Origin of the sequence: Paenarthrobacter sp. NPDC089988 (assembly GCF_044748465.1) — a bacterium.
Classification (GTDB): domain Bacteria; phylum Actinomycetota; class Actinomycetes; order Actinomycetales; family Micrococcaceae; genus Arthrobacter.
This window is the reverse complement of the sequence record NZ_JBIVGD010000004.1, coordinates 182,958-206,084: the sequence shown is the minus strand read 5'-3', so window position 1 is coordinate 206,084 and position 23,127 is coordinate 182,958. Positions and strand designations below refer to the sequence as shown.

23 protein-coding genes are annotated in these 23,127 nt (G+C 63.3%); 14 read left to right on the top strand and 9 right to left on the bottom strand.

Annotated elements, in window-relative coordinates:
- Window positions 1-35: 35 nt before the first annotated feature.
- The 3 genes from ACIPV6_RS07915 to purB form a co-directional block, all read right to left on the bottom strand.
- On the bottom strand, window positions 36-539 hold the full coding sequence (locus ACIPV6_RS07915) for a GNAT family N-acetyltransferase (RefSeq protein WP_400270348.1): 504 nt from the start codon (window positions 537-539) through the stop codon (window positions 36-38).
- A 130-nt stretch (window positions 540-669) separates the two neighbouring features.
- Window positions 670-1,326, bottom strand: coding sequence for a histidine phosphatase family protein (locus tag ACIPV6_RS07910; RefSeq protein WP_400270347.1), 657 nt, complete (start codon window positions 1,324-1,326; stop codon window positions 670-672).
- A gap of 289 nt (window positions 1,327-1,615) precedes the next feature.
- Window positions 1,616-3,022: an adenylosuccinate lyase gene (gene purB, locus ACIPV6_RS07905; protein ID WP_400270346.1), complete on the bottom strand. Its 1,407-nt coding sequence runs from the start codon at window positions 3,020-3,022 to the stop codon at window positions 1,616-1,618.
- Between the two features lie 167 nt (window positions 3,023-3,189).
- Between purB and ACIPV6_RS07900 the strand changes: the two genes are divergently transcribed.
- Both ACIPV6_RS07900 and ACIPV6_RS07895 read left to right on the top strand, forming a co-directional pair.
- Window positions 3,190-3,501, top strand: a complete 312-nt coding sequence (locus ACIPV6_RS07900; protein WP_400270345.1) for a hypothetical protein — start codon at window positions 3,190-3,192, stop codon at window positions 3,499-3,501.
- Between the two features lie 95 nt (window positions 3,502-3,596).
- Complete coding sequence (locus tag ACIPV6_RS07895) at window positions 3,597-4,922, top strand: hypothetical protein (protein WP_400270344.1); 1,326 nt, start codon at window positions 3,597-3,599, stop codon at window positions 4,920-4,922.
- A gap of 101 nt (window positions 4,923-5,023) precedes the next feature.
- Here ACIPV6_RS07895 and ACIPV6_RS07890 read toward each other — a convergent pair whose 3' ends face one another.
- Window positions 5,024-5,452, bottom strand: a complete 429-nt coding sequence (locus ACIPV6_RS07890) for a phage holin family protein (protein WP_400270343.1) — start codon at window positions 5,450-5,452, stop codon at window positions 5,024-5,026.
- Window positions 5,453-5,590: 138 nt separating this feature from the next.
- Between ACIPV6_RS07890 and ACIPV6_RS07885 the strand changes: the two genes are divergently transcribed.
- The 5 genes from ACIPV6_RS07885 (at window position 5,591) to ACIPV6_RS07865 (ending at window position 11,355) form a co-directional block, all read left to right on the top strand.
- Window positions 5,591-6,709 (top strand): histidinol-phosphate transaminase, encoded by a 1,119-nt coding sequence (locus tag ACIPV6_RS07885; protein ID WP_400270342.1) that lies wholly within the window; start codon window positions 5,591-5,593, stop codon window positions 6,707-6,709.
- A gap of 152 nt (window positions 6,710-6,861) precedes the next feature.
- Window positions 6,862-8,046 (top strand): pyruvate dehydrogenase (acetyl-transferring) E1 component subunit alpha, encoded by a 1,185-nt coding sequence (pdhA, locus tag ACIPV6_RS07880; RefSeq protein ID WP_400270341.1) that lies wholly within the window; start codon window positions 6,862-6,864, stop codon window positions 8,044-8,046.
- A complete protein-coding gene (locus ACIPV6_RS07875) occupies window positions 8,046-9,026 on the top strand; it encodes an alpha-ketoacid dehydrogenase subunit beta (protein WP_397324540.1) in 981 nt (326 codons plus the stop codon). Before pdhA ends, ACIPV6_RS07875 begins: the two co-directional genes overlap by 1 nt.
- 54 nt (window positions 9,027-9,080) lie before the next feature.
- Window positions 9,081-10,715 carry a 2-oxo acid dehydrogenase subunit E2 gene (locus tag ACIPV6_RS07870; RefSeq protein WP_400270340.1) on the top strand — a complete coding sequence of 545 codons (1,635 nt, stop codon included), beginning with the start codon at window positions 9,081-9,083 and terminating at the stop codon, window positions 10,713-10,715.
- Window positions 10,716-10,737: 22 nt separating this feature from the next.
- A complete protein-coding gene (locus ACIPV6_RS07865) occupies window positions 10,738-11,355 on the top strand; it encodes a phosphatase PAP2 family protein (RefSeq protein ID WP_400270398.1) in 618 nt (205 codons plus the stop codon).
- Between the two features lie 73 nt (window positions 11,356-11,428).
- On the opposite strand, the gene ACIPV6_RS07860 is transcribed toward ACIPV6_RS07865, so the two are convergent.
- From ACIPV6_RS07860 to ACIPV6_RS07850, 3 genes are all read right to left on the bottom strand, one after another.
- Window positions 11,429-11,767 carry a hypothetical protein gene (locus ACIPV6_RS07860; protein ID WP_400270339.1) on the bottom strand — a complete coding sequence of 113 codons (339 nt, stop codon included), beginning with the start codon at window positions 11,765-11,767 and terminating at the stop codon, window positions 11,429-11,431.
- Window positions 11,768-11,912: 145 nt separating this feature from the next.
- On the bottom strand, window positions 11,913-12,341 hold the full coding sequence (locus ACIPV6_RS07855; RefSeq protein WP_400270338.1) for a universal stress protein: 429 nt from the start codon (window positions 12,339-12,341) through the stop codon (window positions 11,913-11,915).
- The gene (locus ACIPV6_RS07850; protein WP_400270337.1) at window positions 12,338-13,645 is read right to left on the bottom strand and encodes a PLP-dependent aminotransferase family protein; all 1,308 of its coding nucleotides are present in this window, start codon (window positions 13,643-13,645) and stop codon (window positions 12,338-12,340) included. Before ACIPV6_RS07850 ends, ACIPV6_RS07855 begins: the two co-directional genes overlap by 4 nt.
- A gap of 113 nt (window positions 13,646-13,758) precedes the next feature.
- On the opposite strand from ACIPV6_RS07850, the gene ACIPV6_RS07845 reads away from it, so the two are divergent.
- The 3 genes from ACIPV6_RS07845 to ACIPV6_RS07835 all read left to right on the top strand — a co-directional run bounded on the left by ACIPV6_RS07845 (window position 13,759) and on the right by ACIPV6_RS07835 (window position 16,312).
- Complete coding sequence (locus ACIPV6_RS07845; RefSeq protein ID WP_400270336.1) at window positions 13,759-14,607, top strand: isocitrate lyase/phosphoenolpyruvate mutase family protein; 849 nt, start codon at window positions 13,759-13,761, stop codon at window positions 14,605-14,607.
- Window positions 14,608-14,709: 102 nt separating this feature from the next.
- The gene (locus ACIPV6_RS07840; RefSeq protein WP_400270335.1) at window positions 14,710-15,792 is read left to right on the top strand and encodes a hypothetical protein; all 1,083 of its coding nucleotides are present in this window, start codon (window positions 14,710-14,712) and stop codon (window positions 15,790-15,792) included.
- The gene (locus tag ACIPV6_RS07835) at window positions 15,773-16,312 is read left to right on the top strand and encodes a hypothetical protein (RefSeq protein ID WP_400270334.1); all 540 of its coding nucleotides are present in this window, start codon (window positions 15,773-15,775) and stop codon (window positions 16,310-16,312) included. Before ACIPV6_RS07840 ends, ACIPV6_RS07835 begins: the two co-directional genes overlap by 20 nt.
- 42 nt (window positions 16,313-16,354) lie before the next feature.
- On the opposite strand, the gene ACIPV6_RS07830 is transcribed toward ACIPV6_RS07835, so the two are convergent.
- Together ACIPV6_RS07830 and ACIPV6_RS07825 are read right to left on the bottom strand one after the other, a co-directional pair.
- Window positions 16,355-17,233, bottom strand: a complete 879-nt coding sequence (locus ACIPV6_RS07830; RefSeq protein ID WP_400270333.1) for a hypothetical protein — start codon at window positions 17,231-17,233, stop codon at window positions 16,355-16,357.
- A gap of 173 nt (window positions 17,234-17,406) precedes the next feature.
- A complete protein-coding gene (locus ACIPV6_RS07825) occupies window positions 17,407-17,973 on the bottom strand; it encodes an NAD(P)H-dependent oxidoreductase (protein WP_400270332.1) in 567 nt (188 codons plus the stop codon).
- Between the two features lie 88 nt (window positions 17,974-18,061).
- On the opposite strand from ACIPV6_RS07825, the gene ACIPV6_RS07820 reads away from it, so the two are divergent.
- From ACIPV6_RS07820 to ACIPV6_RS07805, 4 genes are all read left to right on the top strand, one after another.
- Window positions 18,062-18,667: a TetR/AcrR family transcriptional regulator gene (locus ACIPV6_RS07820; protein ID WP_400270331.1), complete on the top strand. Its 606-nt coding sequence runs from the start codon at window positions 18,062-18,064 to the stop codon at window positions 18,665-18,667.
- Window positions 18,668-19,017: 350 nt separating this feature from the next.
- Window positions 19,018-20,001, top strand: a complete 984-nt coding sequence (locus ACIPV6_RS07815) for an ABC transporter permease (protein WP_397324555.1) — start codon at window positions 19,018-19,020, stop codon at window positions 19,999-20,001.
- Window positions 20,001-20,972 carry an ABC transporter permease gene (locus tag ACIPV6_RS07810; protein WP_400270330.1) on the top strand — a complete coding sequence of 324 codons (972 nt, stop codon included), beginning with the start codon at window positions 20,001-20,003 and terminating at the stop codon, window positions 20,970-20,972. Before ACIPV6_RS07815 ends, ACIPV6_RS07810 begins: the two co-directional genes overlap by 1 nt.
- Window positions 20,969-23,116: a dipeptide ABC transporter ATP-binding protein gene (locus tag ACIPV6_RS07805; protein WP_400270329.1), complete on the top strand. Its 2,148-nt coding sequence runs from the start codon at window positions 20,969-20,971 to the stop codon at window positions 23,114-23,116. The genes ACIPV6_RS07810 and ACIPV6_RS07805 overlap by 4 nt, the downstream gene beginning before the upstream one ends.
- The last annotated feature ends 11 nt before the right edge of the window (window positions 23,117-23,127 follow it).

Sequence of the window (23,127 nt, the reverse complement as noted above, 5' to 3'; positions counted from 1 at the left end):
TCTTCGCGGGCTTCACACCGGCAAGGGCTGGCGGCTCATGCCATGGCCGTGTGGGAAGCGCTATGGGAATCGATCTGCTTGGAATAGCAGTACGAGCCGCTGACCCCGATGTACGGCCCAAAATTTGGAACCTCCGCAAAGCCGGCGCTCTCGTAGAAGCTGCGTCCGTCCGATTGTGCCGACCCGGCTTCGGCCGCAATGACAGTGAATCCGTGCGAGTGTGCCTGCGCCTCAAGTGCCGCAAGGATGGAGCTGGCCACTTTCGACCCCCGGGCGTAGGGCACCACATACAGTCGCTTAATCTCTGCAGTGCGTTCATCGAGCATCCGAAGGCCGCCGCATCCGAGCGGCTGGCCCGAGCACTTCTCGTAGGCAACCACAAACACCGCTGTATCTGCTTCGGACGGCGGTGGACCCGGTTCGTGATCCGGGGTTCCGAATCGGGAATCCAGCTCTGCCTGCTGGGCCGCACGGAGGTCCGCGCCCACGGGATTCGCCCAGGTGACCTGCCGGATGTTGAGCCGGGGATTAGTCTGCATGTGTGCCTCACTTCGCTATGGTGCCGCTGAGGTGTTGATGCGACTTAATCCTAGGAAGCAGCGGTTACCGCTGTGTTTCCTGTGCGTAAGCTTCGGAAGAACTGCAGTGGACGCCTCCCAACTCGCCATGTCAGAATACTTCGCCGGTGGGGTCTTCTGTGGTTTGGTCTGCCAAAGCCAGTCCGCCCACGGGGATCTGGTCCCAATGCAGCACGCGCCAACCATTCTTCGGGTCGCCCTCAAGAGCCACGATTCCCGTGTTCGGCAGCTGATGGGTTTCGGCGAACAACGTATCTATGTCTTCGGCCCTTCGTCCGGCCCAGCAACGGATGGCGGCGCCATGGCTGATGATTGCCGCCGTCGCATGACCTGCAGCGGCCACCTTTTCCACCGACGCGTCGAACCTGGCGAAGAAATCATGCCCGGTGAAGGCCCCCGGCATCCTCACATCGAGGTCACCGCTGCTCCAAGCGAACACCGTGCCCATGTAACGCCTGTGCGATTCATGGTCGGTCTTCTTCTCCAGCGCACCGGCCTCGATCTCATGGACACCATCCAGGATCTCCGGTTCCAGCCCAGTCGCCTTGGCCAGGGGAATCACAGTGCGCTGCGTGCGGAGCAGCGTGGACGTGTACAACGCCTCGATTGACTCGTCCTTGAGCGCCTCCGGCAACGCTGCTGCCTGCCGTTCGCCCAGTTCGGTGAGCCCTGGCCCGGGAAATGCCGTATCCAGCTCACCCGCGACGTTGCCGGGGGTCTGTCCGTGCCTGATCAACAGGAGCTTCATGGCTGCTCCGCTCCTCACTGGTAGCCGGGTTGCCGTACCGTGGTTCGCGTTCCCGCGATTCCGTAGTCCAGCCTAGCCTTCGGGTCTGACACCCGGCCCTCCATCCGGTGGCCACTCCGCAGATCCCCGAGGTTCGCAAATCTCCAGGCAACCCCGGGAAGTTGCAGCTATTTCACTGCAATTTCGGTATTGACTGCCGTCCCCGAGTACCTTGAAAGCCGCAGCGGCGGGCAGGGCACCAGCCCGGCCCGCCGCCGTCGTTCGATTCTTGTACGTCGTCCGAATCCAGTTACTGGAGGTGATCCACCAGCTTGTCGGCGATGCCCGTGTACTTGCCGGGCGTGAGCGCGAGGAGACGTGCTTCGGCGTCGGCTGAAAGGCCCAGGCCCTGAACGAATTCCTGCATGCGGGCTGCGTCCACGCGCTGGCCTCGAGTGAGGTCCTTGAGGCGCTCATAGGGGTTCTCCATGCCGTCGACGCCAGCGATCGCCTCTGCACGCATGACCATCTGGATGGCCTCGCCCAGGACTTCCCAGTTGGTGTCGAGATCGCCGGCGAGCACATCCTCGGCGACGTCGAGGGCCTTCAGGCCCTTGGCGACGTTGGAGATTGCCAGAAGCGAGTGGCCGAAGGCAACCCCGATGTTGCGCTGCGAAGAGGAGTCCGTCAGGTCACGCTGCCAGCGCGAGGTCACCAGCGTGGCGCCCAGGGTGTCCAGGAGGCCGTTGGAGATCTCCAGGTTGGCTTCGGCGTTTTCGAAGCGGATCGGGTTGACCTTGTGCGGCATGGTGGACGAACCCGTGGCCCCGGCAACCGGAATCTGGCGGAAGTATCCGATGGAGATGTAGCTCCAGATGTCCGTGCATACGTTGTGGAGGATGCGGTTGAAACGGGCGATGTCCGCGTACAGCTCGGCCTGCCAGTCGTGGCTTTCGATCTGCGTGGTCAGCGGGTTCCACGTGAGGCCCAGGCCTTCCACGAAGGACTTGGCGACGGCTTCCCAATCCGCGCTGGGTACCGAAGCGACGTGCGCCGCGTACGTGCCGGTGGCTCCGTTGATCTTGCCGAGGTAATCGGTCTTCGCGATGCGGGCGAGCTGGCGGTTCAGGCGGTGTGCGATGACTGCCAGTTCCTTGCCAAGGGTGGTGGGAGTGGCGGGCTGGCCGTGGGTGCGCGACAGCATGGGAACGGTCCGGTTGGCTTCAGCCATGGCCTGGATCTGCTGGACAAGCGCGGTGGCGTTCGGGAGCCAAACGTCCTCAACGGCCCCCTTGATTCCCACGGCATAGGAGAGGTTGTTGATGTCCTCGGACGTGCAGCCGAAGTGCACCATAGCGGTGAGGTTTTCGATGCCGATGGCGGGGAGGCGACGGCCGATGTAGTACTCCACGGCCTTGACGTCGTGCACTGTAACGGCCTCGATCTCGGCGAGTTCGTTGACGGAGGCGGCGTCGAAGCCGGTCACGATGGCGCGCAGCTTGGCGACCTGGTCATCGGACAGCGGACCTGCGCCCGGCAGTACGGACTGGCTGGTCAGGTGGATGAGCCACTCGACTTCAACGTGAACGCGATCGCGGTTGAGGGCGGCCTCGGACAAGTAGTCAACGAGGGGCGCGACGGCGGCACGGTAGCGGCCGTCAAGGGCACCAAGGGCGAGGGGTTCGGAAGCGAGGGACACGCGGGGGGATTCAGCCATGGTTCCTATTCTTTCATGCTCCCAGCTTGGGGCCGGAGTTGGTGACGGCGCTATGTGGATACGGCTTGCGTTATCCACATAGCCGAACTGGCGCCTTATGGCGTGGCCCGCCCCCTCCGTAGCTTCGAAGTATCGATCAGCACCACAACCTTTGGAGTAAACGGACCATGAGCGTCGGCTTGATGCCTGCAGCCACCCAGCCCACCTTCGATCCCTTGGAGTGCGCCTCACATGGCCACGAAGTCCAAAGGCTGGCATGGCGCATCAAGAAATGCGTGGATGACGTTGACGCTGTGCTTTCCAGTCTGCGGCGGGTGCAATTGGATGATTGGCAATCCCCGGCCGGAAACCGATACAGGACCACAGTCGCCTTGCAGGCATCTGCCCTAATGCAGGCGCGGGAGTCGCTGGATGACGCCGCTGCCACGGTGCTTCGCCATTCCCGCAACGTAGGGGCCTCAGATAGGGCTGGCTACTGATGTCTGATGCAGCGCCCATCGGTGCAGGATCTGCGCCCGATCCTGCTCCGCCGGTGCCGGAAGGGATCTTTCGTATACGAGGTGGTGTGGGAGGAATGTCGTTCCAGCTCGACGAGCTCCTCCAAGGTGCCGCGGTGCTTGACCAGCTGGCCCAAAGGCTTAGCAGCGTCGAGGTCGAGGCACAGCGGGTGCAGGATGCATTGGAGCCCTTCTTATACGAGTCCTATGCCTCTGGATGCGCCGCCATTGATGCCGTGGCGGAAAGCAGGAAGCGGATTGCCGGCGTCCGTGCGGACTTGGCGGAAGTCATCCGGGACGTCAGGGCAAGCAATCAGGCCTACGAGTTCGCCGAGGCCAAGAACGCACTGCTCGCCCGGACAGGGCTGGACCCCTGGAAAACACTGGGCCTGGAGAATATGGGCGGGTTCAGCTTGCGGGACACGACAGAAAACGTCATCGCGTTGGTGCTGTCAGCGGCAATGAATGTCGGCCAAGGCATGGTGCCGGGAGCGGCACTCGCTGTGGGCGTCATACCCGGACGATCGGACGCCGGCAGCGCCTTGCGTGACGTTCTGGCGTTGCCAGGCACAGAGAAGTTTCGGCCGCGTCCGGTGAAGGCCGAACAGATTGGACAGGGAATGGAAACCGTGGATCCGTCCATGGCGGCAAACCTGAGAAGGCTCGACGAGATCCACGCCCGCGGTAAAGGGGAGATCGAGATCATCGAAGTTCACAATGGTTCCGCTAGCACCTGGATGGTGTTGATCCCCGGGACAGAACCGGAAAAAGCAAACATGGGTGGTGCCAATCCCCTCGATGAGGCCGGAATCGTCGAGGCGTTGGGCTATAGGTCCAAAGACGTTATCCCTGCCATCACCCAAGCGCTTCACGAGGCAGGAGCGGAAGCAGGAGACCAGGTTGTTGCGGTGTCCCACAGCCAAGGTGGAGTGCATGCAATGAACCTCACGCAGGACAAGGCGTTCCTCGCGGAGTTCGACCTCAGGTTTGTCCTGACGGCCGGTGCTCCAGTAGGGGGCGTTGCCGCTGAGCCCGGGATCAGCACCTTGCACCTGGAACACGCTGATGATTGGGTCCCCGGCTCAGACGGTCAGAAGAATCCCGACACCAAGGATCGTGTCACGGTAACCCTCACCAACCCCGCCCGCACACCGCCCGGGGAGGGGTTTGGCCTTGGTCCGGGGCACCGGTTGGAGACGTACGCCGTGGGAGCCGAGGAGATTGCCCGCAGCCAGGATCCCTCGCTTGTGGCGTCAGCGGGGGCGTACGCAGGGGCCGTTGGCGCTGGCGGAGCTGTGACGGTCACCAGGTTCAGGTTGGTTCGCGATGCCATGCCTGAGAGGGTGCACAGCGATCCAAAACCCAGCGTGAGGCAGAGCAAATCCGAGGCCGGTACAAGGTGAGCCCCGCACAGCGGGCTCCGGGCGCAGCCACTGATGACGCAGCGGTTGGCGAGCCAGGGAACGTGGGGACAGGGGTGGAGTTCTCTTCACCCCTGCGGGCCCTAGCGCTTGCCGGTACCCGGGATGAGGCCGGCCACCATGCTGACGATGCTGATGATGATGGAAGCCAGGATGGCCGTCCAGAAGAACGAGTCGATGGTCAGGTGCACGGGCGTGAAGCTGCTGAGCCAGGCTGTCAGGTACAACATGGCTGCATTGATCACGATGGTGAACAGTCCAAGGGTCAAGATGGTCACGGGCAGCGAGAGGATCTTCGCCAACGGCCTCACGAACGCGTTGACTATGCCGAAGATCAACCCGATGAAGAGGTATGCCAGGATGATGCCCACTGTGTCTGCGTTATCAGTCAGTCCCGCATTCGTGGCTGCTTTTTCCGTGGCCGTCGTTGAGATTTCCAGGCCCGTCAGGAGCCAACTGGCCACCCACAAGGCAAGTCCATTGATAATGACGCGAACGATGAAGGAACCCATGCGCCCAATGCTTCCATATCCAGCTGTGTCCAGGCTGGACTCCGCGGATTCGTGGCTGGCGCGGGAACCCGAACGATCGGTCTGGTGCCGGGATTGGAGGGTCTCAATCGAGGGGTGCGTGCCAGTAGGCTTGAAGCCATGACTACTACTGACAACGTGCCGGACGGCGTACTCCCCCGCCCGGTCGTGGACAGGCTTCCGAAGTACGCCGCGGGCAAACCCCCGGCTCCCATTGAGGGCCTCACCAGCTACAAATTGTCGTCCAACGAAAATCCGCTTCCCCCGATTCCTGCAGTGTTGCAGGCCATCGCGGAGCAGGCAGACATCAACCGCTACCCCGACCCCCTGGCAAGCAAGCTGCGGAACGCTCTCGCCGACTTCCTGGACATCCCGGCTGACGACGTCGTCACCGGTGCGGGAAGCCTGGGAGCGTTGAACCAGATCCTCACCACCTTTGCCGGTCAGAATGATGACGGGAAGGCAGACGAGGTGATCTACGCCTGGCGTTCCTTTGAGGCCTACCCCATCTGTGTTGGCCTCGCGGGCGCTGCAAGCGTGCAGATTCCGTTGCTCGACGATGGGCGCCATGACCTGGACACCATGGCGGCGGCGGTCACGGTGCGGACCAAAGTGATCCTGCTGTGCACTCCGAACAATCCAACGGGTCCCATCCTCACCGCCGAGGAAACCGAGCGCTTCATCCAATCGGTGCCGCCGAACGTTGTCATCGTCATCGACGAGGCCTACCAGGAATTCGTGCGTGATGCCGCGGCCGTGGATGGCATCAAGTTGTACCGGAAATATCCGAACGTCGTGGTGCTCAGGACGTTCTCCAAAGCCCATGGACTGGCCGGATTGCGCGTCGGCTACAGCGTTTCCGGTCCGCTGCTCACCCAGCACTTGCGTGTCACTGCCACGCCATTCGCGGTTTCCCAAATTGCTGAACGCGCGGCAATCACTTCCTTGCAGAATTTCGACCAGGTTGTCGAAAGGGTACAAAGCCTTGTGGATGAACGGGACCGCATCACCAGTGGCCTCAGGGAGCTCGGTTGGTTCGTTCCCGAGGCGCAAGGAAACTTTGTTTGGTTGAATTTCGGCGAGCACAGTGGCGAATTCGCGGCCCTTGCGGCCGAGCAGGCGTTGTCCGTGCGTGCCTTCGGCAACGAGGGTGTCAGGGTCAGCATTGGAGAGGTCGAAGCGAACACCCGGTTCCTCGCCCTCTGTGCAGGTTATACAAAGGCACCGCTGGGTTCCTAGCGGTTAACAAATGCGCCTTCGCTACTTACTGCCTATAAAGTAAGGACCGAAAGCCAAAATATATGCCTATTCAGGAATGCATTCCTGAATAGGCATATATCCCCAGCGACAGACATTGCCTGGCCAACGGCCGCAGCAAGCAAGGAGACGGAATGGGCTCGACACAACTGCCCCCTGGGGCCGAGGAAACTCTGGCGGCAACGTCGGCGGCAGTGGCCGCAAACGATTCCGTAGAGATGGTCCAGTTGCTCGGCCCCGACGGAAAGCTGGGCGCCGATCCGGTCTTCTCCGACTACGCCAAGCGGATCGACCCCGAGAAGCTGCGGATTTTCTATGCTGATATGGCCAAGATCCGCCGCTTCGACCAGGAAGCCACCGCGCTCCAGCGGCAGGGCGAGCTTGCCTTGTGGGTGCCGTTGACCGGCCAGGAAGCCGCCCAGATCGGCTCAGGCCACGCGAGCCAGGCCCAGGACTACATCTTTCCGACCTACCGCGAACACGGCGTTGCGTTGGTCCGGAACGTGGACCTCGCGGAGCTGCTGAGGCAGTTCCGCGGAATCTCCAACGGCGGCTGGGATCCACGCCAGAACAACTTCCACCTCTACACCCTGGTTCTCGCGGCGCAGACGCTGCACGCGGTGGGCTACGCCATGGGTATCCAGCGCGACCAGAAGTTGGCTGCGGATTCGACCGACCCCAAGGCCGCCGTCATCGCCTACTTCGGTGACGGCGCAAGTTCCGAGGGTGACGTCCACGAGTCCATGGTGTTCGCGGCCTCGTACGACGCTCCCGTGGTTTTCTTCTGCCAGAACAACCACTGGGCCATCTCCGTACCCACGGAAGTCCAGACCAAGGTGCCGCTGGCCAACCGGGCGAAAGGCTACGGCTTCCCGGGCATCCGCGTGGACGGGAATGACGTCATCGCCGTGCACGCTGTCACCGAATGGGCGCTGGAGCACGCGCGTGAGGGCCGCGGTCCCGTGCTGATCGAGGCCTACACCTACCGGCTTGGTGCCCACACCACGGCTGACGATCCCACGAAGTACCGCGAGTCGGCTGAGGAAGCCGCTTGGCGCGAGAAGGACCCGCTGGATCGCCTGGAGAAATACCTGCGTTCCGAAGGACTGGCCGATGACGCTTTCTTCGAGCAGGTCAAGGCCGACGGCGACGAACTCGCCACGTACGTCCGCGAAACCACCCACGGGTTGGAAGTACCGAACATCCGGGACGCCTTTGCCAACGTGTACGCCGAGCAGCATCCGCTGATCGCGGAAGAACTGGCCTGGTTCGAGGAATACTCGGCAGGCTTCGAAAGCGACGAGGAGGCAGCCAACTGATGGCAACCATGACCATTGCCAAGGCCATCAATGAGGGCCTTCGCGCGTCGCTTAAGAGCAACCCCAAGTCCCTGTTGATGGGCGAGGACATCGGCCACCTCGGCGGTGTCTACCGCGTCACTGACGGTCTCATCAAGGAATTCGGCGAGGACCGCGTGGTGGACAGCCCCTTGGCCGAATCCGGCATCGTCGGGACGGCCATCGGCCTGGCGCTGCGTGGCTACTCTCCGGTTTGCGAGATCCAGTTCGATGGGTTCGTGTTCCCGTCGTTCAACCAGATCACCACCCAGCTTGCCAAGATCCATGCCCGGAGCCATGGCCAGTTGACCGTACCCGTGGTCATCCGCATCCCCTACGGCGGCGGCATCGGCTCCGTGGAACACCACTCCGAATCGCCTGAGGCACTCTTTGCCCATACGGCCGGCCTGCGCATCATCTCGCCGTCCAACCCGCACGACGCTTACTGGATGATCCAAAAGGCCGTCGAATGCCAGGACCCCGTGATCTTCTTCGAACCCAAGCGTCGGTACTGGCTCAAGGGTGAGGTGGACGTTGAGAACGCAGGCCTTTCCGAGGATCCGTTCAAGGCACACGTGATCCGCGAGGGCACGGATGCCACCATCGTGGCCTACGGTCCGTTGGTACCCGTGGCGCTGGCTGCTGCCAACGCCGCGGCGGAGGACGGCCGCAGCATCGAGGTCATCGACCTCCGCTCCATTTCCCCGCTGGACTTCGACACCATCGAGGAATCGGTCAAGAAAACGGGCCGCCTGATCGTTGCCCACGAGGCACCCACTTTCGGCGGCATCGGTGGTGAGATCGCAGCGCGCATCACCGAGCGGGCGTTCCTTCACTTGGAAGCTCCCGTGATCCGCGTCGGCGGCTTCCACATGCCCTACCCGGTGGCGAAGGTCGAAGAGGATTACTTGCCGGATATCGACAAGATCCTCGAAGCACTCGACCGCTCCCTGGCCTACTAAACCGCCCTGATCCAGCCCGCTACTCCTGGGCGCACGGAAAATCCGAGGACCACTGTGACTGTAAAGAAATTCAACCTGCCGGACGTTGGCGAAGGCCTCACTGAAGCCGAGGTAGTGGCCTGGAAGGTCAAGCCCGGCGACACCGTCGCAATCAACGACGTCCTGTGCGAGATCGAAACCGCAAAATCGCTGGTAGAGCTGCCTTCGCCTTTCGCCGGCACGGTTACGGAGCTTCTTGTCGAGGAAGGCGTCACGGTTGAGGTGGGGACGCCAATCGTGGCTGTCTCGGACAACCAGTCGGGCGACGCAGTTCCGCAGGCACCGGTGCCCTCGGCTGATGAGGACTTCACCCCGATTCACGGAAAGCTGTCTGCGGACCAGGCAGTCACGCCCACCTACGGCAAACTGCCCGCGGATTCCGGCGACGCCCTCGCCGGTGGCCCGCTGGTGGGTTCGGGTCCAAAGGCCGACGCCGTCAAGCGCCGCCCGCGCAAGCGTCCGGCCGCTGCTTCGGCTGGCTCGGTCCGGGTGGACGAGAACGCCGAAGGCACCGTGCAGGACCACCAGTCCGTCCTTGAAGCCCAAGCAGCCGTGTCGTCGGTGACGCACAGGCCGCACCCGGCTCCCGCCGTCGTACGTCCTGCTGCCCCGGCCCAAACTGCCCCGGCCCAAAGTCCGCCGACTCAAACCGCACCGCCACAAGCAGCACCGGCGGTGCAGAGCCAGCCCGAAGCCCAGCAGCCGGCATCCCGTGGCGCTGCGATCAGTGGAACCATCAGCGGATTGGTGAACAAGGTGCTGGCCAAGCCGCCGGTGCGGAAATTTGCCCGCGACCTCGGAATCGACCTCGCCGACGTCGTAGCCACCGGGCAGCGCGGTGAGGTGACCCGGGAAGACCTGGTCAGCTACCAGGCGCAGCGGGACGCGGAACTGGACCAGGCAGACTCGTTCTGGGGCGCCTCCAAGAAGCCGCAGGACCAGCGGATCGAGCGCGTGCCCGTGAAGGGTGTACGCAAGGCGACGGCCAAGGCGATGGTGGATTCGGCTTTCACGGCGCCGCACGTCAGCATTTTCGTGGACGTCGACGCGAGCCGGACCATGGAATTCGTGAAGCGGCTTAAGGCTTCGCGCGACTTCGAAGGCATCAAGGTTTCTCCGCTGCTCATCCTGGCCAAGGCAGTCATTTGGGCGGCCGCGCGGAACCCCAGCGTCAACGCCACGTGGGTGGAAAACGCCGACGGTAACGGTGGCGCTGAAATCCAGATCAAGCACTTCATGAACCTTGGCATTGCCGCGGCCACGCCGCGCGGCCTCATGGTCCCCAACATCAAGGACGCCCAGGATCTCTCCCTCAAGGAGCTGGCCTTAGCACTCAACGAGCTGGCCACCAAAGCGCGTGCCGGAAAGACGCAGCCCGCCGAAATGCAGGGTGGCAGCCTTACCATCACCAATATCGGTGCCCTGGGCATCGATACGGGAACGCCCATCATCAACCCGGGCGAGGTGGCGATCATCGCGTTCGGCACCATCAAGCAGAAGCCGTGGGTCCTGGACGGTGAGGTGATCCCACGCTGGATCACCACTTTGGGGGGCTCCTTCGACCACCGTGTGGTGGATGGCGACCTGTCCGCACGCTTCATGGCGGATGTCGCCGCAATCCTGGAAGAACCGGCGCTGCTGCTTGACTGACCGCAAGGCCACTGCAGGTTCGATAGTTACTGAGCCACAGCTCGTCACGGGAACGTGGCGGACTGTGGCGAGGGTGTTGACGGAGGTCTTCCAGCCGCCGGTGGTGGTGAGCGTCCTCCTGCTGATCAGCCCGGCCATCGAACCCGGTTTCCCTGGAACCATGTGGTTTGGCTTGCTGGCTGCCTTCTTCGTGTGTGTCCTTCCCTTGGCCTACGTCCTGGTGATGGTGAAACTGGGCAGGATCACCGACCACCATGTCAGCGATCGTCGCCAGCGCACTCCTTTGCTGTTGCTTGCGCTGGCGTCTGTGGTGGCCGGCCTCATGGTGCTCCAATGGCTGCACGGGCCGGTGAGCATCGCTGTCATGATCATTGCCCTGATTGGCGGGATCGGTGTCCTGGCCGTGGTCAGCGCCTTTTGGAAGATGAGCGGGCATGCCTCGGCTATCTCATCGGCGGCTGTCATCGCCGTGTTCATGTTTGGACCGGCCTGGATGCCGTTGTTGCTGCTGATCCCGGCTGTGGGCTGGTCCCGCGTGGTGCTGCGGGCCCACACGTTGGCGCAAGTCGTTGTGGGCTCCGTCTTCGGCGGCGGCGTTATCGCCGGCTTGTGGTTGCTGCTCCGCGAGTGGATGCTCTGACCCGGAAGACGCTTTAAACAGCAATGCCGCCGGATCCCCGGCGGCATTCTTGCTGGTCTTGTTGGAGCGGCGCTTAGAAGGCCGGGTAGTTGACCAGGAGTGCCTGGAGCTCCGAGGTGGACATGTGGTTGGCCATCTCCACGCTGATGCCCATGGCAACGGCTGCAACGGTGAGCATGGCAACCAAGGCTACGGAGAGGAAGCGCCAGTCCTTGCGGAAGACGCTGCCGATGGTTTCCGGCATTTCAAGCTGCGGAGCGATGAGGTTGGGGGCGCTGTCCCAGGAGCCGTCGTCGAGGAGCGCAATGATGCGGTCGTTGCTGCGGTCGAAGTGCATGGTGCTGATGTTGTTGCCGTGGCGGGCAAGCAGGATGTCGTGTCCGACGCGCTGACGAGGCTGCAAAGTAAGCAAAGAGAGATCCCCTGAAATCGAAAGAGTAGTGGTGGCTCACGCCATTGGGGGCATCTCAATTTTATAACGGTTGCTCGCGCGAACCTGTCCAAAAAACGCCAAAAGCCGGGTGAGGCTGCCCACCCGGCGGCGTGATTCGGATCGCTTAAGGCTCGTCAGTCTTGGCGATGTAGACGTCGCAGGGAGCGTTGTGGGCCACGGTGTTCGCCACGCTCCCCAGCACACGGCCGAGGCCCTGCATGCGTCGGTTACCCACCACGATCAAGGTGGCGTCGAGCACTTCGGCTTCCTTGACCAAGGCTTCTCCGGGCTTGCCCCGCGCCGAGGAGTAGGTGACTTCAAGCCGGTCGTCATGCAGCTGTTCGGCGACGGCACGTGCCACTGCTTCAGCTTCGGCAGCATCGGAGACGATCCACCGGTCGGTACCGATCTCCACCACTTCGGTCCTGTTGCTGTCGAAAGCGCTGACCACGCGAAGGGAGGCGCCCAGTCCGATGGCCAGTTGCTGGGCGGCCTTGGCTGCCCGCAGCGCGGTTTCGCTGCCGTCGACTCCTACAATGACAACTCCGGTCATAGCGATGCTCCTTCATTGCTGGCTTGGATGGCCTCTGTGAGTACGGGGGCCAGACGACGTACGCCTTCGGCAATCGTAGCCGGAGGTACCGCGCTGAACGCGAGGCGCAGCTTGTTGGAAGGCCCGTCGGCAGGGACGAATGCCGCTCCGGGTATAAACACCACGCCGGCGTCGATGGCTTTGCCCAGCAAGGGGTAGGTGTCCACACCCTCGGGCAGCGTCACCCAGACAAAGAAGCCACCCTCAGGGCGGGTCCACGTCAGCCCGGACGGCATGTGTTCGTCCAGAGCGGAGAGGAGGGCCTGGCAGCGTTCGGCGTAGAGGGAGCGGTAGGTGTCGATCTGTCCGCGCCAGTCGTAGTCACGGAGGTAGGCCGAGATGAGCATCTGGTTCAAGGGCGGCGGGCACAGCGTGACGGCTTCGGACGCCAAGTAGAAGCGTCGCTGCAGGTGCGCGGGAACCAGGGCCCAGCCAATGCGCAGGCCGGGCGCGAAGATCTTGGAGAACGAGCCCAGGTAGATCACGTCGTCCGGGTTGGCTGCCCGCATGGGTGCGATCGGATGGCCGTCGAAGCGCAACAGGCCGTAAGGGTTGTCCTCCAGTACCAGAATATTCGCATTGCGGCATGTATCCACGATCCGCTGCCTGCGCTCCTGGGCCAGGGTGATGCCGGAGGGGTTGTTGAAGTTGGGGATGGTGTAGAGGAACTTGATGTTCTTGCCCTCTGACTGAAGTGCCGCAATCCTGGACTCCAGAAGCTCAGGCACCAGGCCGTCGTCGTCCATCTCCACAGGCTCCACCTGCACCTGGTATGCCTCGAACGTATTCAAAGCGCCAACGTACGTGGGGTTTTCCACCAGGACAACATCGCCCGGGTTGCAGAAGACCTTCGTTGCCACGTCCTGGGCCGACTGGGACCCGGCGGTAACCACCACATTCTCGGGCGCAGCGTCGGTGATGCCCTCGGCGGCCATGACCTCGCAGATCTGCCGGCGCAACTCCTCGGTGCCCTGTCCGCCGCCGTACTGCAACGCCGTCATGCCCTCGTCGGCGATGATCCGCGCGGCAGTCTCTCCGAGCTTTTCCAGGGGCAGCGACTGCAGGTACGGATTCCCGCCCGCGAGGGAGACCAGCCCAGGCTGCATGGAGATATCGAAGACATCCCGCACAGCGGATTGCTTGATGTTGGCGGCCCGCGCGGAGAACAATCCCTCGTGCGGGTGAGCGGCCGTTGCAGCGCGCTCGATGGCGTCGATGGCTTCAGCGGGCAGTGAGGTGCCGGCATCCAATGTTTCGTGGGTCACAGTGTTCAGGATACTCCCGAAGGTTGCTAATGAGGCAACATATGTTTTCAAAATCTCCTCCAAATCCGGGAGACCGGCTTTACGGAGGCAACGTCAAGGGCTGGAATGTACTCATGACATCGAACCGGGGAACCGTGACCAAGGCCGAACACTTCCACAAGCTCCACGATGCCGGGCCAACTCCTTTGGTCCTGGTCAACGTCTGGGATGCGGCCTCGGCGCGGGTTGTCCAGGACGCGGGGGCAACGGCCATCGCCACGTCAAGTTCCGCCGTCTCCTGGAGCTTGGGATTCCGCGACGGGGACCACGTGCCGTGGGGCCTCGCCATGGCGGCGCTGGGTCGAGTAGTGGGTGCCACCAGCCTGCCGGTGACAGCCGACATCGAGACGGGTTACGGCCGCACCGACGATGAACTCCGTGCCACCATCAACGCCGTGCTGGATGCGGGAGCAGTGGGCATCAACATCGAGGATTCCGCTGAGGAGCCTTTGACGGACATCGCTGAGCAGTCGCGGCGCATCGCCCTGATACGCGCCACGGCGGACGACCGCGGGGTCCCGCTGTTCATCAATGCCCGCACCGATACCTACCTCTCGGGTCTCTTTACCGGGAATGCGTACGACGAAACCCTTGCGCGTGCCGAGGCCTACCTCACGGCGGGAGCTGACGGGATTTTTGTCCCCGGCGTGGTCGATCTGCACGTCCTTCACGAGCTCTCCAGCCACATTCCAGCACCCGTCAATGCTCTGGCGGGCGTCGGGGCGCCATCGCCCTTGGAACTGCACGACGCCGGGGTGCGGCGCGTCAGTATCGGCGGCAACACGGCGAAGGCCGCCTACGCCAAGGTTGCGCGGGTGGCCAAGGAAATCCTCGGCGACGGCAACTGGGCAGGTTTGGCCGGCACCCGCAGCCATGACGAGATGGACTCGCTGTTCGCTCCGGGACCCAAGTACAGCATGTGACGCTGCCGCGGAGTCAGTAAGTGTACGACGGCGGCACCCGCCATAATGTCGGACCCCACCTATAGCTTGGGTTGAGTAAGGGAAAGGGCAGAGGAGGGCCGGATGGCAAGACGCAGTGTGCAGTTTTGGCGCATTGAACAGCTCAACGGAGATGACCTCACCCGGCCGTTCCCTGCGCGGCGTGTGGCCGACGTCGTCAGGAAAGCCCGCGAGGATGGAATTGACCGCCACTTCACTTGTTCCGATGGCACGGTCCTGCTGGCCCAAACGGCAGCCGTCTCGCCGCACCCGGTGCTGTTGCTTGACCGGGTGCGGGATACCAACCTGCCCAGCGTCGGCGATGCCCTTGGCCGTCGCAAACCGCTGCCGTTGGCTCCCGGAGACCACCTTCTTGAAACCACCTATTTCGCCTTCCTGAAAAGGAATGTCATCGCTGTCCTCACCAGCGGCAACGGCCCCAGGGCTTCGCGGATGGGGGAGTACCTGGGTGGGATGCTCGGATTGGAGCCCGCGCTGGTTCCTGTGGTCCGGGAGGACATTGAGGAAATCCTGACACGCTTGGAGGTGAGCCGCTTCGAGTTCGCCCTTCCGGCCGAACGGCTGTCCGGGAAGCTGATGGAAGGCGAATGGGCCGATGTCCTGGACAGCGCGTCCCGGCTCATGGCCGAAGGCACGTTCCGGATCTCGCTGAGTGTCGGGCGGTCCGGCAAGGCCGAGGACAAGCAACGGATCCGCGATCGCATCCAGCAGCTCATCGACCTTTTCCGGCGGGCCGGTTCCGTGGAGCACTTCGATTACGTGGTGGCCGAGGGTAAGGACTCACTGACCGGAGACCGCGAAGTAGTGGATCTGCTCAAGGAACGCTTCATCTCGCACATCGACGTTGATGCGGACGTGTTCAACGATCCCGCCAAATCGGTGGCCGAGGCCGTTGCCATCCTGAATAAACAAGCCATGGATAACGAGGCCTTCTTCGCCCGAACCCTCCCCGACACCAAGGGGGCGCCCGATAACGGCGTGGTGCCGGACCTCGTCGCTGGTGGAATGGTCGCAGCCCGGGCGGCCAAGGCTGCCGCGGTGGCCAGCCGTGAAGAGTCCGAGTCCCAGAAGGAATCCGAGTCCCGGGAAGAACCCAAGTCCCGGGAGGCGCAAGGCGGTGCGGGCCATGAGCTTGTACGAGGTTGACGTTGAGCGGACTGGGCGGCGCCGGACACTGTGGCGCTGGTTCCTGCTTCATCCACGTGCCGACTACGCTTGGGCCACCCTGGCGGTCCTCTTGTGGCTCAGTGCTGCGTTGGTTTTCCGTCAGCCACTGATCCTTGAAAGCGTTGGACCGGGGGCTAGGCGAACCCTCTTCCAGACGCTGGCTACCCTGGCCGGTGCCACAGCGGGGCTGACACTGACCAGCGTTTCGATGCTCATCAACGTCCTCGGCAAGAAGGCCGCGCCCGGACAACGTGAGCTGCCGTTGGAGAAGCTCACGGCCACGCACCGGCGCCAGATCGGTGAGGTCTTCCTGTTCGCGATCCCCGGTCTCGGTCTGCTGTTGGTCGTTGCACTTGCAACCCTGGTCCTGGAGGGCGATGCGCCTACCGGCCTGTGGATCCCCGAGGCCGTGGTCTTCGTGCTGGCCTTCGCGTCCGCCCTGTCATTGCTGCGCGTTGCCTGGGCCCTCCGGCGTGTACTGGCGATAGCCACGGCCTGAAGCAGCCCGCACCACCGCTGCTCCGTTCCCACCTCGCCAAGCTCAGCGCAGGCTCAGCGCAACGTCGAGCGTCATCCCGTTGATGTAGATCTCCGCCCGCGTCGCACCGCTGGCCGACACCACCGTATGGGTTAGCTGGGCTTCGATCCTTGGAATGTCGCACACGCCGCCTGGGCGGAGGGAGCCGGTCAGGTTCACCACCACTGTGGATCCGCTGACGTAGCCGGACACGAACTGCAGGGAGGACGCGGCGAGGGCATCGTAGAGTGCTGCGTCGTTATCCAAAGGCATGCCTGCACCCAACAGCCGGCCGAGTGCCACGGTCAACGGATCGCCGGGGGCCGCTGCGCTCCGGACGGCAACCAGGCTGTCATTGCACCCGAACCGCACTCCCCGGGAGCCGCCGTCGTTGATGGCTACGTAGTAGGCGGCCGGGCCGAGGTCGGCCGGAGGCTGCGCGGCGGCCGCAAGCGCGGCAGGAGCCGCAGCTCCCTGCGACGCGGTTGGCGCGGACGTGGTCTGCGCTGAAGTGGGCGGGGCGGGCGAGGTCGGGGCTGTTGATGGACCGACGGCGGCCCCCGGCGTCGGTGTGCTGGTTGGGGCGCTGGATGTGGACTCTGTGCCAAGTGCGGAAGCCGTGGCTGCAGGGGACAAAGCGGGGGAGGCAGGTGCGGACTGTCCGGGGGCCGGCACTACCGACGATCCGCCGCCCGTGGTCGTTGGCGTTGGCGAAACAACCGGATCCAAGGGGGAGGGGAGGCCCGGAGACGGTACGGCGGCAGCCGGGGAAGCAGTGCCAGTCAAAACGCCGCCGCCCGGTGAAGCCTCCGGCGACGGCGTGCAGCCAGCCACCCACAAACTGGCCATGAGGCAGGCAGCCGCGATCGCCGTCGTACTTTGCAGTCCCCGCCCGGCACGCATGACAGCCCCACGCTCCTGTCCGTTTACCTGTCCTCCAACGTTAGGCCGCCGCGGCGGCGAGGAACATGCCGCTTCGGTGTCGGTTCGGACAAGAGTTGGTCACGCCGGGAACGGAAATGCCCCCGTTCCGCCTGGGGCAAACAGGCGGAACGGGGGCAAGAAGAGGGGAAGCCTTAGGCTGCCGCTTCTTCTTCCTGGACGGCCGTAAGGGGCTCGAAGATGCCCTTGATCTGCTCAACAACCTCGGCGTCGTCCTTCGGGTGCAGTTCGGCGAAGCGAATCATGGAACCCGGAACGGCCAGCTTGACGTCTTCCAGGACCTTGGCGCCGGCGATGCCCACGGCTTTGCGGGCTTCGTCCTGCGCCCAGACGCCGCCGTACTGGCCAAAAGCGGTTCCGACGACGGCGGTCGGCTTGCCGGCGAGGGCGCCGGCGCCGAAGGGGCGGGACAGCCAGTCGATGGCGTTCTTGAGGGAAGCGGGCACGGTGCCGTTGTGCTCGGGGGTGACCAGGAGGATGGTGTCGGCCTTGGACGCGGCTTCGCGCAGGGCGGCGGCTTCGGCGGGAACCTGGCCTTCCACGTCGATGTCTTCGTTGTAGAACGGGATGCTGCCCAGGGAGCCGTGGATCTGGACGTCGACGTCCTGGGGGGCGTTCAGCTGGATGGCTTCGGCGAGCTTCTTGTTGTGGGAATCAGCGCGGAGGCTGCCGACGAGGGTAAGAACGGTGCTCTTGGACATTTGGGTTCTCCTTGGTGGGTGTTTGAGCCTTCACCGATACTAAACGGACCGCGGTCCGCTTTCTATTCCCGGGTCTAGAATGTTTCTTGTGAGCTTCATCCCAATGCGGCCTGACGTTCCCCTCGGGGCGCCCCACGAGCGCAGTGATGCCGCGCGGAACCGCGAGCGGCTGCTTTGTGCTGCCCGCGAGTTGGTGGATGAGTTTGGGGCGGAAGCGCTCACCATGGATGCGCTCGCGTGCAAGGCGAAGGTGGGCAAAGGGACGGTCTTCCGGCGATTCGGCAGCCGGGCCGGGCTCATGATGACCCTCCTCAGCGACTCCGAATCGGAGTTCCAGCGCGGCTTCATGTTCGGGCCGCCTCCCCTTGGACCCGGCGCGCCGCCCAGGGAGCGGCTCATCGCTTTCGGCGAAGGTCGCATCTACTTTGTCCTCGAAAACGGGGACCTATGGAAAGCTGCCGGCGCCTCGACCAGGAACCGCTTCGACGTTCCGGCCACCGTGCTTGCCCATCGACATATCGAGGTCCTGCTGCGCGAGGCGGGTGTGCCGGATCCCTGGGTGATGGCGATGGCCCTGATCTCGGCACTGGACCCAGAACGCATCGTCAACGATGTCCGCGTCCATGGCATCTCGCCCAAACGGCTCACCGATTCCTGGGGCGAACTGGTCAGCCGCCTGGTCACCGCCCAGTAGGCCGCGGAACCAGCGGTCGTACCTACGAAAAGCGCCCGCGTTCACCCGTGATCCGCGCCCGTGTTCACTCGCGATCCTCACTAGTGGCGTAACCTGCCGTTTCGTGACGCAGTCTGTACATAACAATCTGGCCGCAGGGGCGAAACTGGACCTCGTGAAGCGATATGTGAAGCAGTTATTGTGGTAGTTTCCTCTTGAATGTGACCCATGCCATACAACGGCCGACGTTCACTGAGGGGGCTTTGGGGGTACAGCATCCCTGTGCCAATTCGTAGCTGACACCGGCCACAGCCGGGAACCGCGGAAGGACCAGCTTTGAGCTTTGCCACGATTCAGGGCAACCGCCCGACATGCTGAAATATCTGTTGAAGCGGTCGGGGATCTACCTGATCATGATCTTCCTGACCACGAGTGCGGGATACTTCCTGGCAGTCTCAACGCTCAAACCCGCCCTGCTTGAGCAGGAGAAAATCCCGCGGCCAACCCCGGAGCAAGTGGCAGCCTCCTTTAAAGGCCTCGGCCTGGATCCCAACGCGAATCCCTGGGAGCGCTACGTCGAGTGGCTCGGCGGCATCGTCACGCGCTGGGACTGGGGCCGCAGCCCGAACGGCGCCTTCGTCAACGCCGAATTCGCCGACCGCGTGCTGGTCTCAACCAGGCTGTTCATCGCCTCGATCATCCTCACGCTGATCATCGGGGTGGCCCTCGGCGTGTATTCAGCGGCCCGGCAGTACAAGTACCAGGACCGCGTCATCACGTCCTACAGCTACCTGGTCCACATCCTCCCCGCACCCATCGCCTACTTCCTGGTCCAGTTGGGCGCCATCAGCCTCAACGAGGCTGCGGGGCAGCGCATCTTCTTCGTGACAGGAATTTCGACGCCGGGAATCGACCCTGGCTGGCCGGCTTTCGTCGACCTGGTGGCCCACTACGCCGTGCCCACCTTCGCGATGACCATCTTCGGTTGGGCGGGCTACCAGATCGCCCAGCGCCAGTACCTCCTGGACAACGTCAACGCCGACTTTGTCCGCACTGCCCGGGCCAAGGGGCTCACCCGCAACCAAGCCATCCGGAAACATGCCCTGCGGGTCTCCTTCATTCCGGTAGCCCAAAGCATCGCCTTCACCATCCCCGCCATCTTCACGGGCGGCTTCTTCGCCGAGGCCATCTTTGCCTGGCCCGGCATCGGTTTGTGGAGCATCCAGTCGATTGGACTCCAGGACGTCAACGTCGCCACTGCCACCTTGGCCTACGGTTCGGTGATCTTCGCGATCGGCGCCATCCTTGCCGATTTCGCCACCACACTGGTCGATCCACGAGTGAGGGTCCAGTAATGACAAACATCATTGATCCCATCGCCGAAATCGACGAGTCCCGGGTTTCGGACCAGGACGTGGTGATCGGGAAGTCCCGCATCATCTTCCGGCGCTTCATGCGGAACAAGACCGCAGTGGCGGGCTTGCTGATCTTCCTTGGCCTGTTTTTGTTCTCCTTGCTGGGCGGTTTCCTGACCCCGTGGGACAAGGTCACCATCGATCCCTTCAACATCGGCATGGGCCCGTCGCCGGAGCACTTCTTCGGCACCACCCAGGCCGGCATCGACCTTATGGCCCTCATCGTGGACGGAACCAGGACTTCGATCTTCATCGGCCTGATCGTCGGTGGTCTGTCCGTCCTGATCTCCGCGGTCTACGGCTGCACCATGGCGTTCTTCGGCGGCAAGGTGGACGCGACCATGCTGTTCATCCTTGAAGCCCTCATCATGATGCCCGCCATCCTGGTGGTCGCCGTGGCAACCAGCGGCAGTGGCGGGCTCAAGGACCTGCCCAGCTGGCTCCTGTTGATCATCGTGTTGCTCTTCTTCAGCTGGATGGGAACCGCCCGGTTGGTCCGGTCCCTGTCCATGTCCCTCATGCAGCGCGACTACGTGAAAGCTGCAAAGTACATGGGCGTCCCTTCACGCCGCATCGTTTGGCGCCACCTGGTGCCCAACATCGGCTCGCTCTTGGTCCTGGACTTCACCCGCGGCATCACCGGCGCGGTCCTGGCCGAAGTTGCTTTCTCCTTCATCGGCATCGGCATCAAGTACCCGGACGTCAGCCTGGGTGTCCTGATTGGCCAGGCGACAGGCCAGGTGTCCTCCTTCCCCTGGATGTTCTGGGTTCCGCTGATCGTCATGTTCCTCCTCACGGGTTCGCTCGCCATGATGAACGACGGCCTGCGCGACGCCTTCGACCCCAGCTCCAGCTCCATCGGACGGGCGAAACGGAAGACACCAAAGACTGTGAAGGGGGCCAGCAAATGAGCACCAACATTTCCCACACTCCAGCCGAACGGCTCCGTGACGCCGGCCTGTACGCTCCGGGCGATGCCGTGCTGAGTGTCCGTGACCTCAACGTCCGCTTCAACTCCGAAAACGGCGTGGTCCACGCGGTCCGTGGAGTGGACTTCGACCTTATGCCGGGCAAGACCCTGGGCATCGTGGGTGAGTCCGGCTCGGGCAAGTCCGTCACATCCATGGCCATCATGGGCCTGCTCCCCGAAACCGCTGACATCACCGGCTCCGTCCGCTTCAAGGGCAAGGAACTTCTTGGCCTCAGCGACAAGGCCATGTGCAAGCACCGTGGCAACGACATTGCCATGGTGTTCCAGGACCCGTTGTCCTCGCTGACCCCCGTTTTCACCGTGGGCAACCAGATCATCGAGGCGCTCACGGTGCACAACCCCACCATGAGCAAACAGGCCAAAGAAGCCCGCGCCGTCGAACTTTTGCGGATGGTGGGCATCCCGAGCCCGAAGGACCGGCTCAAGGCCTTCCCGCACGAGTTCTCCGGCGGCATGCGCCAGCGCGTGATGATCGCCATTGCGATCGCCAACGATCCGCGGGTACTCATCGCTGATGAACCCACGACGGCGCTGGACGTCACCATCCAGGCGCAGGTGCTGGAAGTCCTCCACACCGCGCAGGAGGAGACCGGTGCCGCGGTCGTGATGATCACGCACGACCTTGGCGTGGTGGCCGGCATGGCCGACGACATCATGGTCATGTACGCAGGCAAGCCCGTGGAATCCGGGACTGTGGAGCACATCTACTACAACCCCCGGATGCCGTACACGCTGGGTCTGCTCGGCGCTGTTCCCCGCGTTGATTCGTCCGAGAAGCAGTCGCTGGTTCCCATCGAGGGAACGCCGCCCAACCTGGCCCTGCCGATGACCGGCTGCTCCTTCGCGCCGCGTTGCCCGCTCGCCAGCGATGCCTGCCTGGAAGGTGAACCGGACCTCTGGAAGGTGCCGGGCTCGGACGGCCACCGCGCGGCCTGCATCAAGTCGGACAAGCTGTCCGGCGACGCGGACGCACACAAGATTTTCCACGCGCCACCGGTGCCGGTTTCAAAGTTCGACGGCGTTCCCCGCCTTGAGCGCCAAAAGGTCCTGGAACTCAAGGACGTCAAAAAACACTTCCCGCTCCTCAAGGGTGCCCTGATCAAGCGACGGATCGGCACGGTGAAGGCCGTGGACGGGCTGAGCTTCGATATCCGCGAGGGTGAATGCGTCTCGATCGTCGGCGAATCGGGGTGCGGCAAGACCACCACCCTCCTGGAGATCATGGAATTCCACCCGGACCAGGTGGGTGAAGTGGTGATCGGCGGAGTCAGCAACAAGGCAGCCACGGACAACAAGACCAAGATGGCCATGCGCAAGGAAATGCAGATGGTCTTCCAGGACCCCACAGGAGCCCTGGATCCGCGCTTCACTGTTTATGAGGTTTTGGCAGAGCCGCTGGAAAACCTGGGCATGCCCAAGGCCGCCGTCAAGAAGCGGATCATGGAGCTCATGCGCCTGGTTGGCCTGCAGCCGGACCACGTGAACCGCTTCCCCAACCAGTTCTCCGGAGGGCAGCGCCAGCGCATCGGCATTGCCCGGGCGCTCGCCGTCAACCCGAAACTCGTGGTGCTGGACGAGCCCGTGTCCGCTCTGGATGTTTCCGTGCAGGCCGGAGTAATCAACCTCCTGGACAAGCTCAGGGCCGAACTCGGGCTGAGCTACCTCATGGTGGCCCACGATCTTTCCGTTGTCCGGCACATCTCCAACCGGGTGGCTGTGATGTACCTCGGGAAGATAGTGGAGACCGGAGACGTGGACGACGTGTTCGACAATCCGCGCCACCCGTACACCCGTGCCCTGCTCTCCGCGATCCCCGTCCCGGATCCCGAGGTGGAGCGTACCCGTGAACGCATCATCCTGCAGGGAGACCTTCCCAGCCCGCTGGATGCGCCCAAGGGATGTAACTTTGCGACTCGTTGCCCCGTCTTCGCCGCGCTTCCCCCTGCCAAACAGGAGAAGTGCCTTAATCTGGAGCCGCCCCTGGCCTCTGAAGGTCAACAGGAATTTGCGTGCTTCTTCCCGGACGGAGAACTGGATGCCGACATGCTGGTGGTGCATGCCTGACGACACATGAC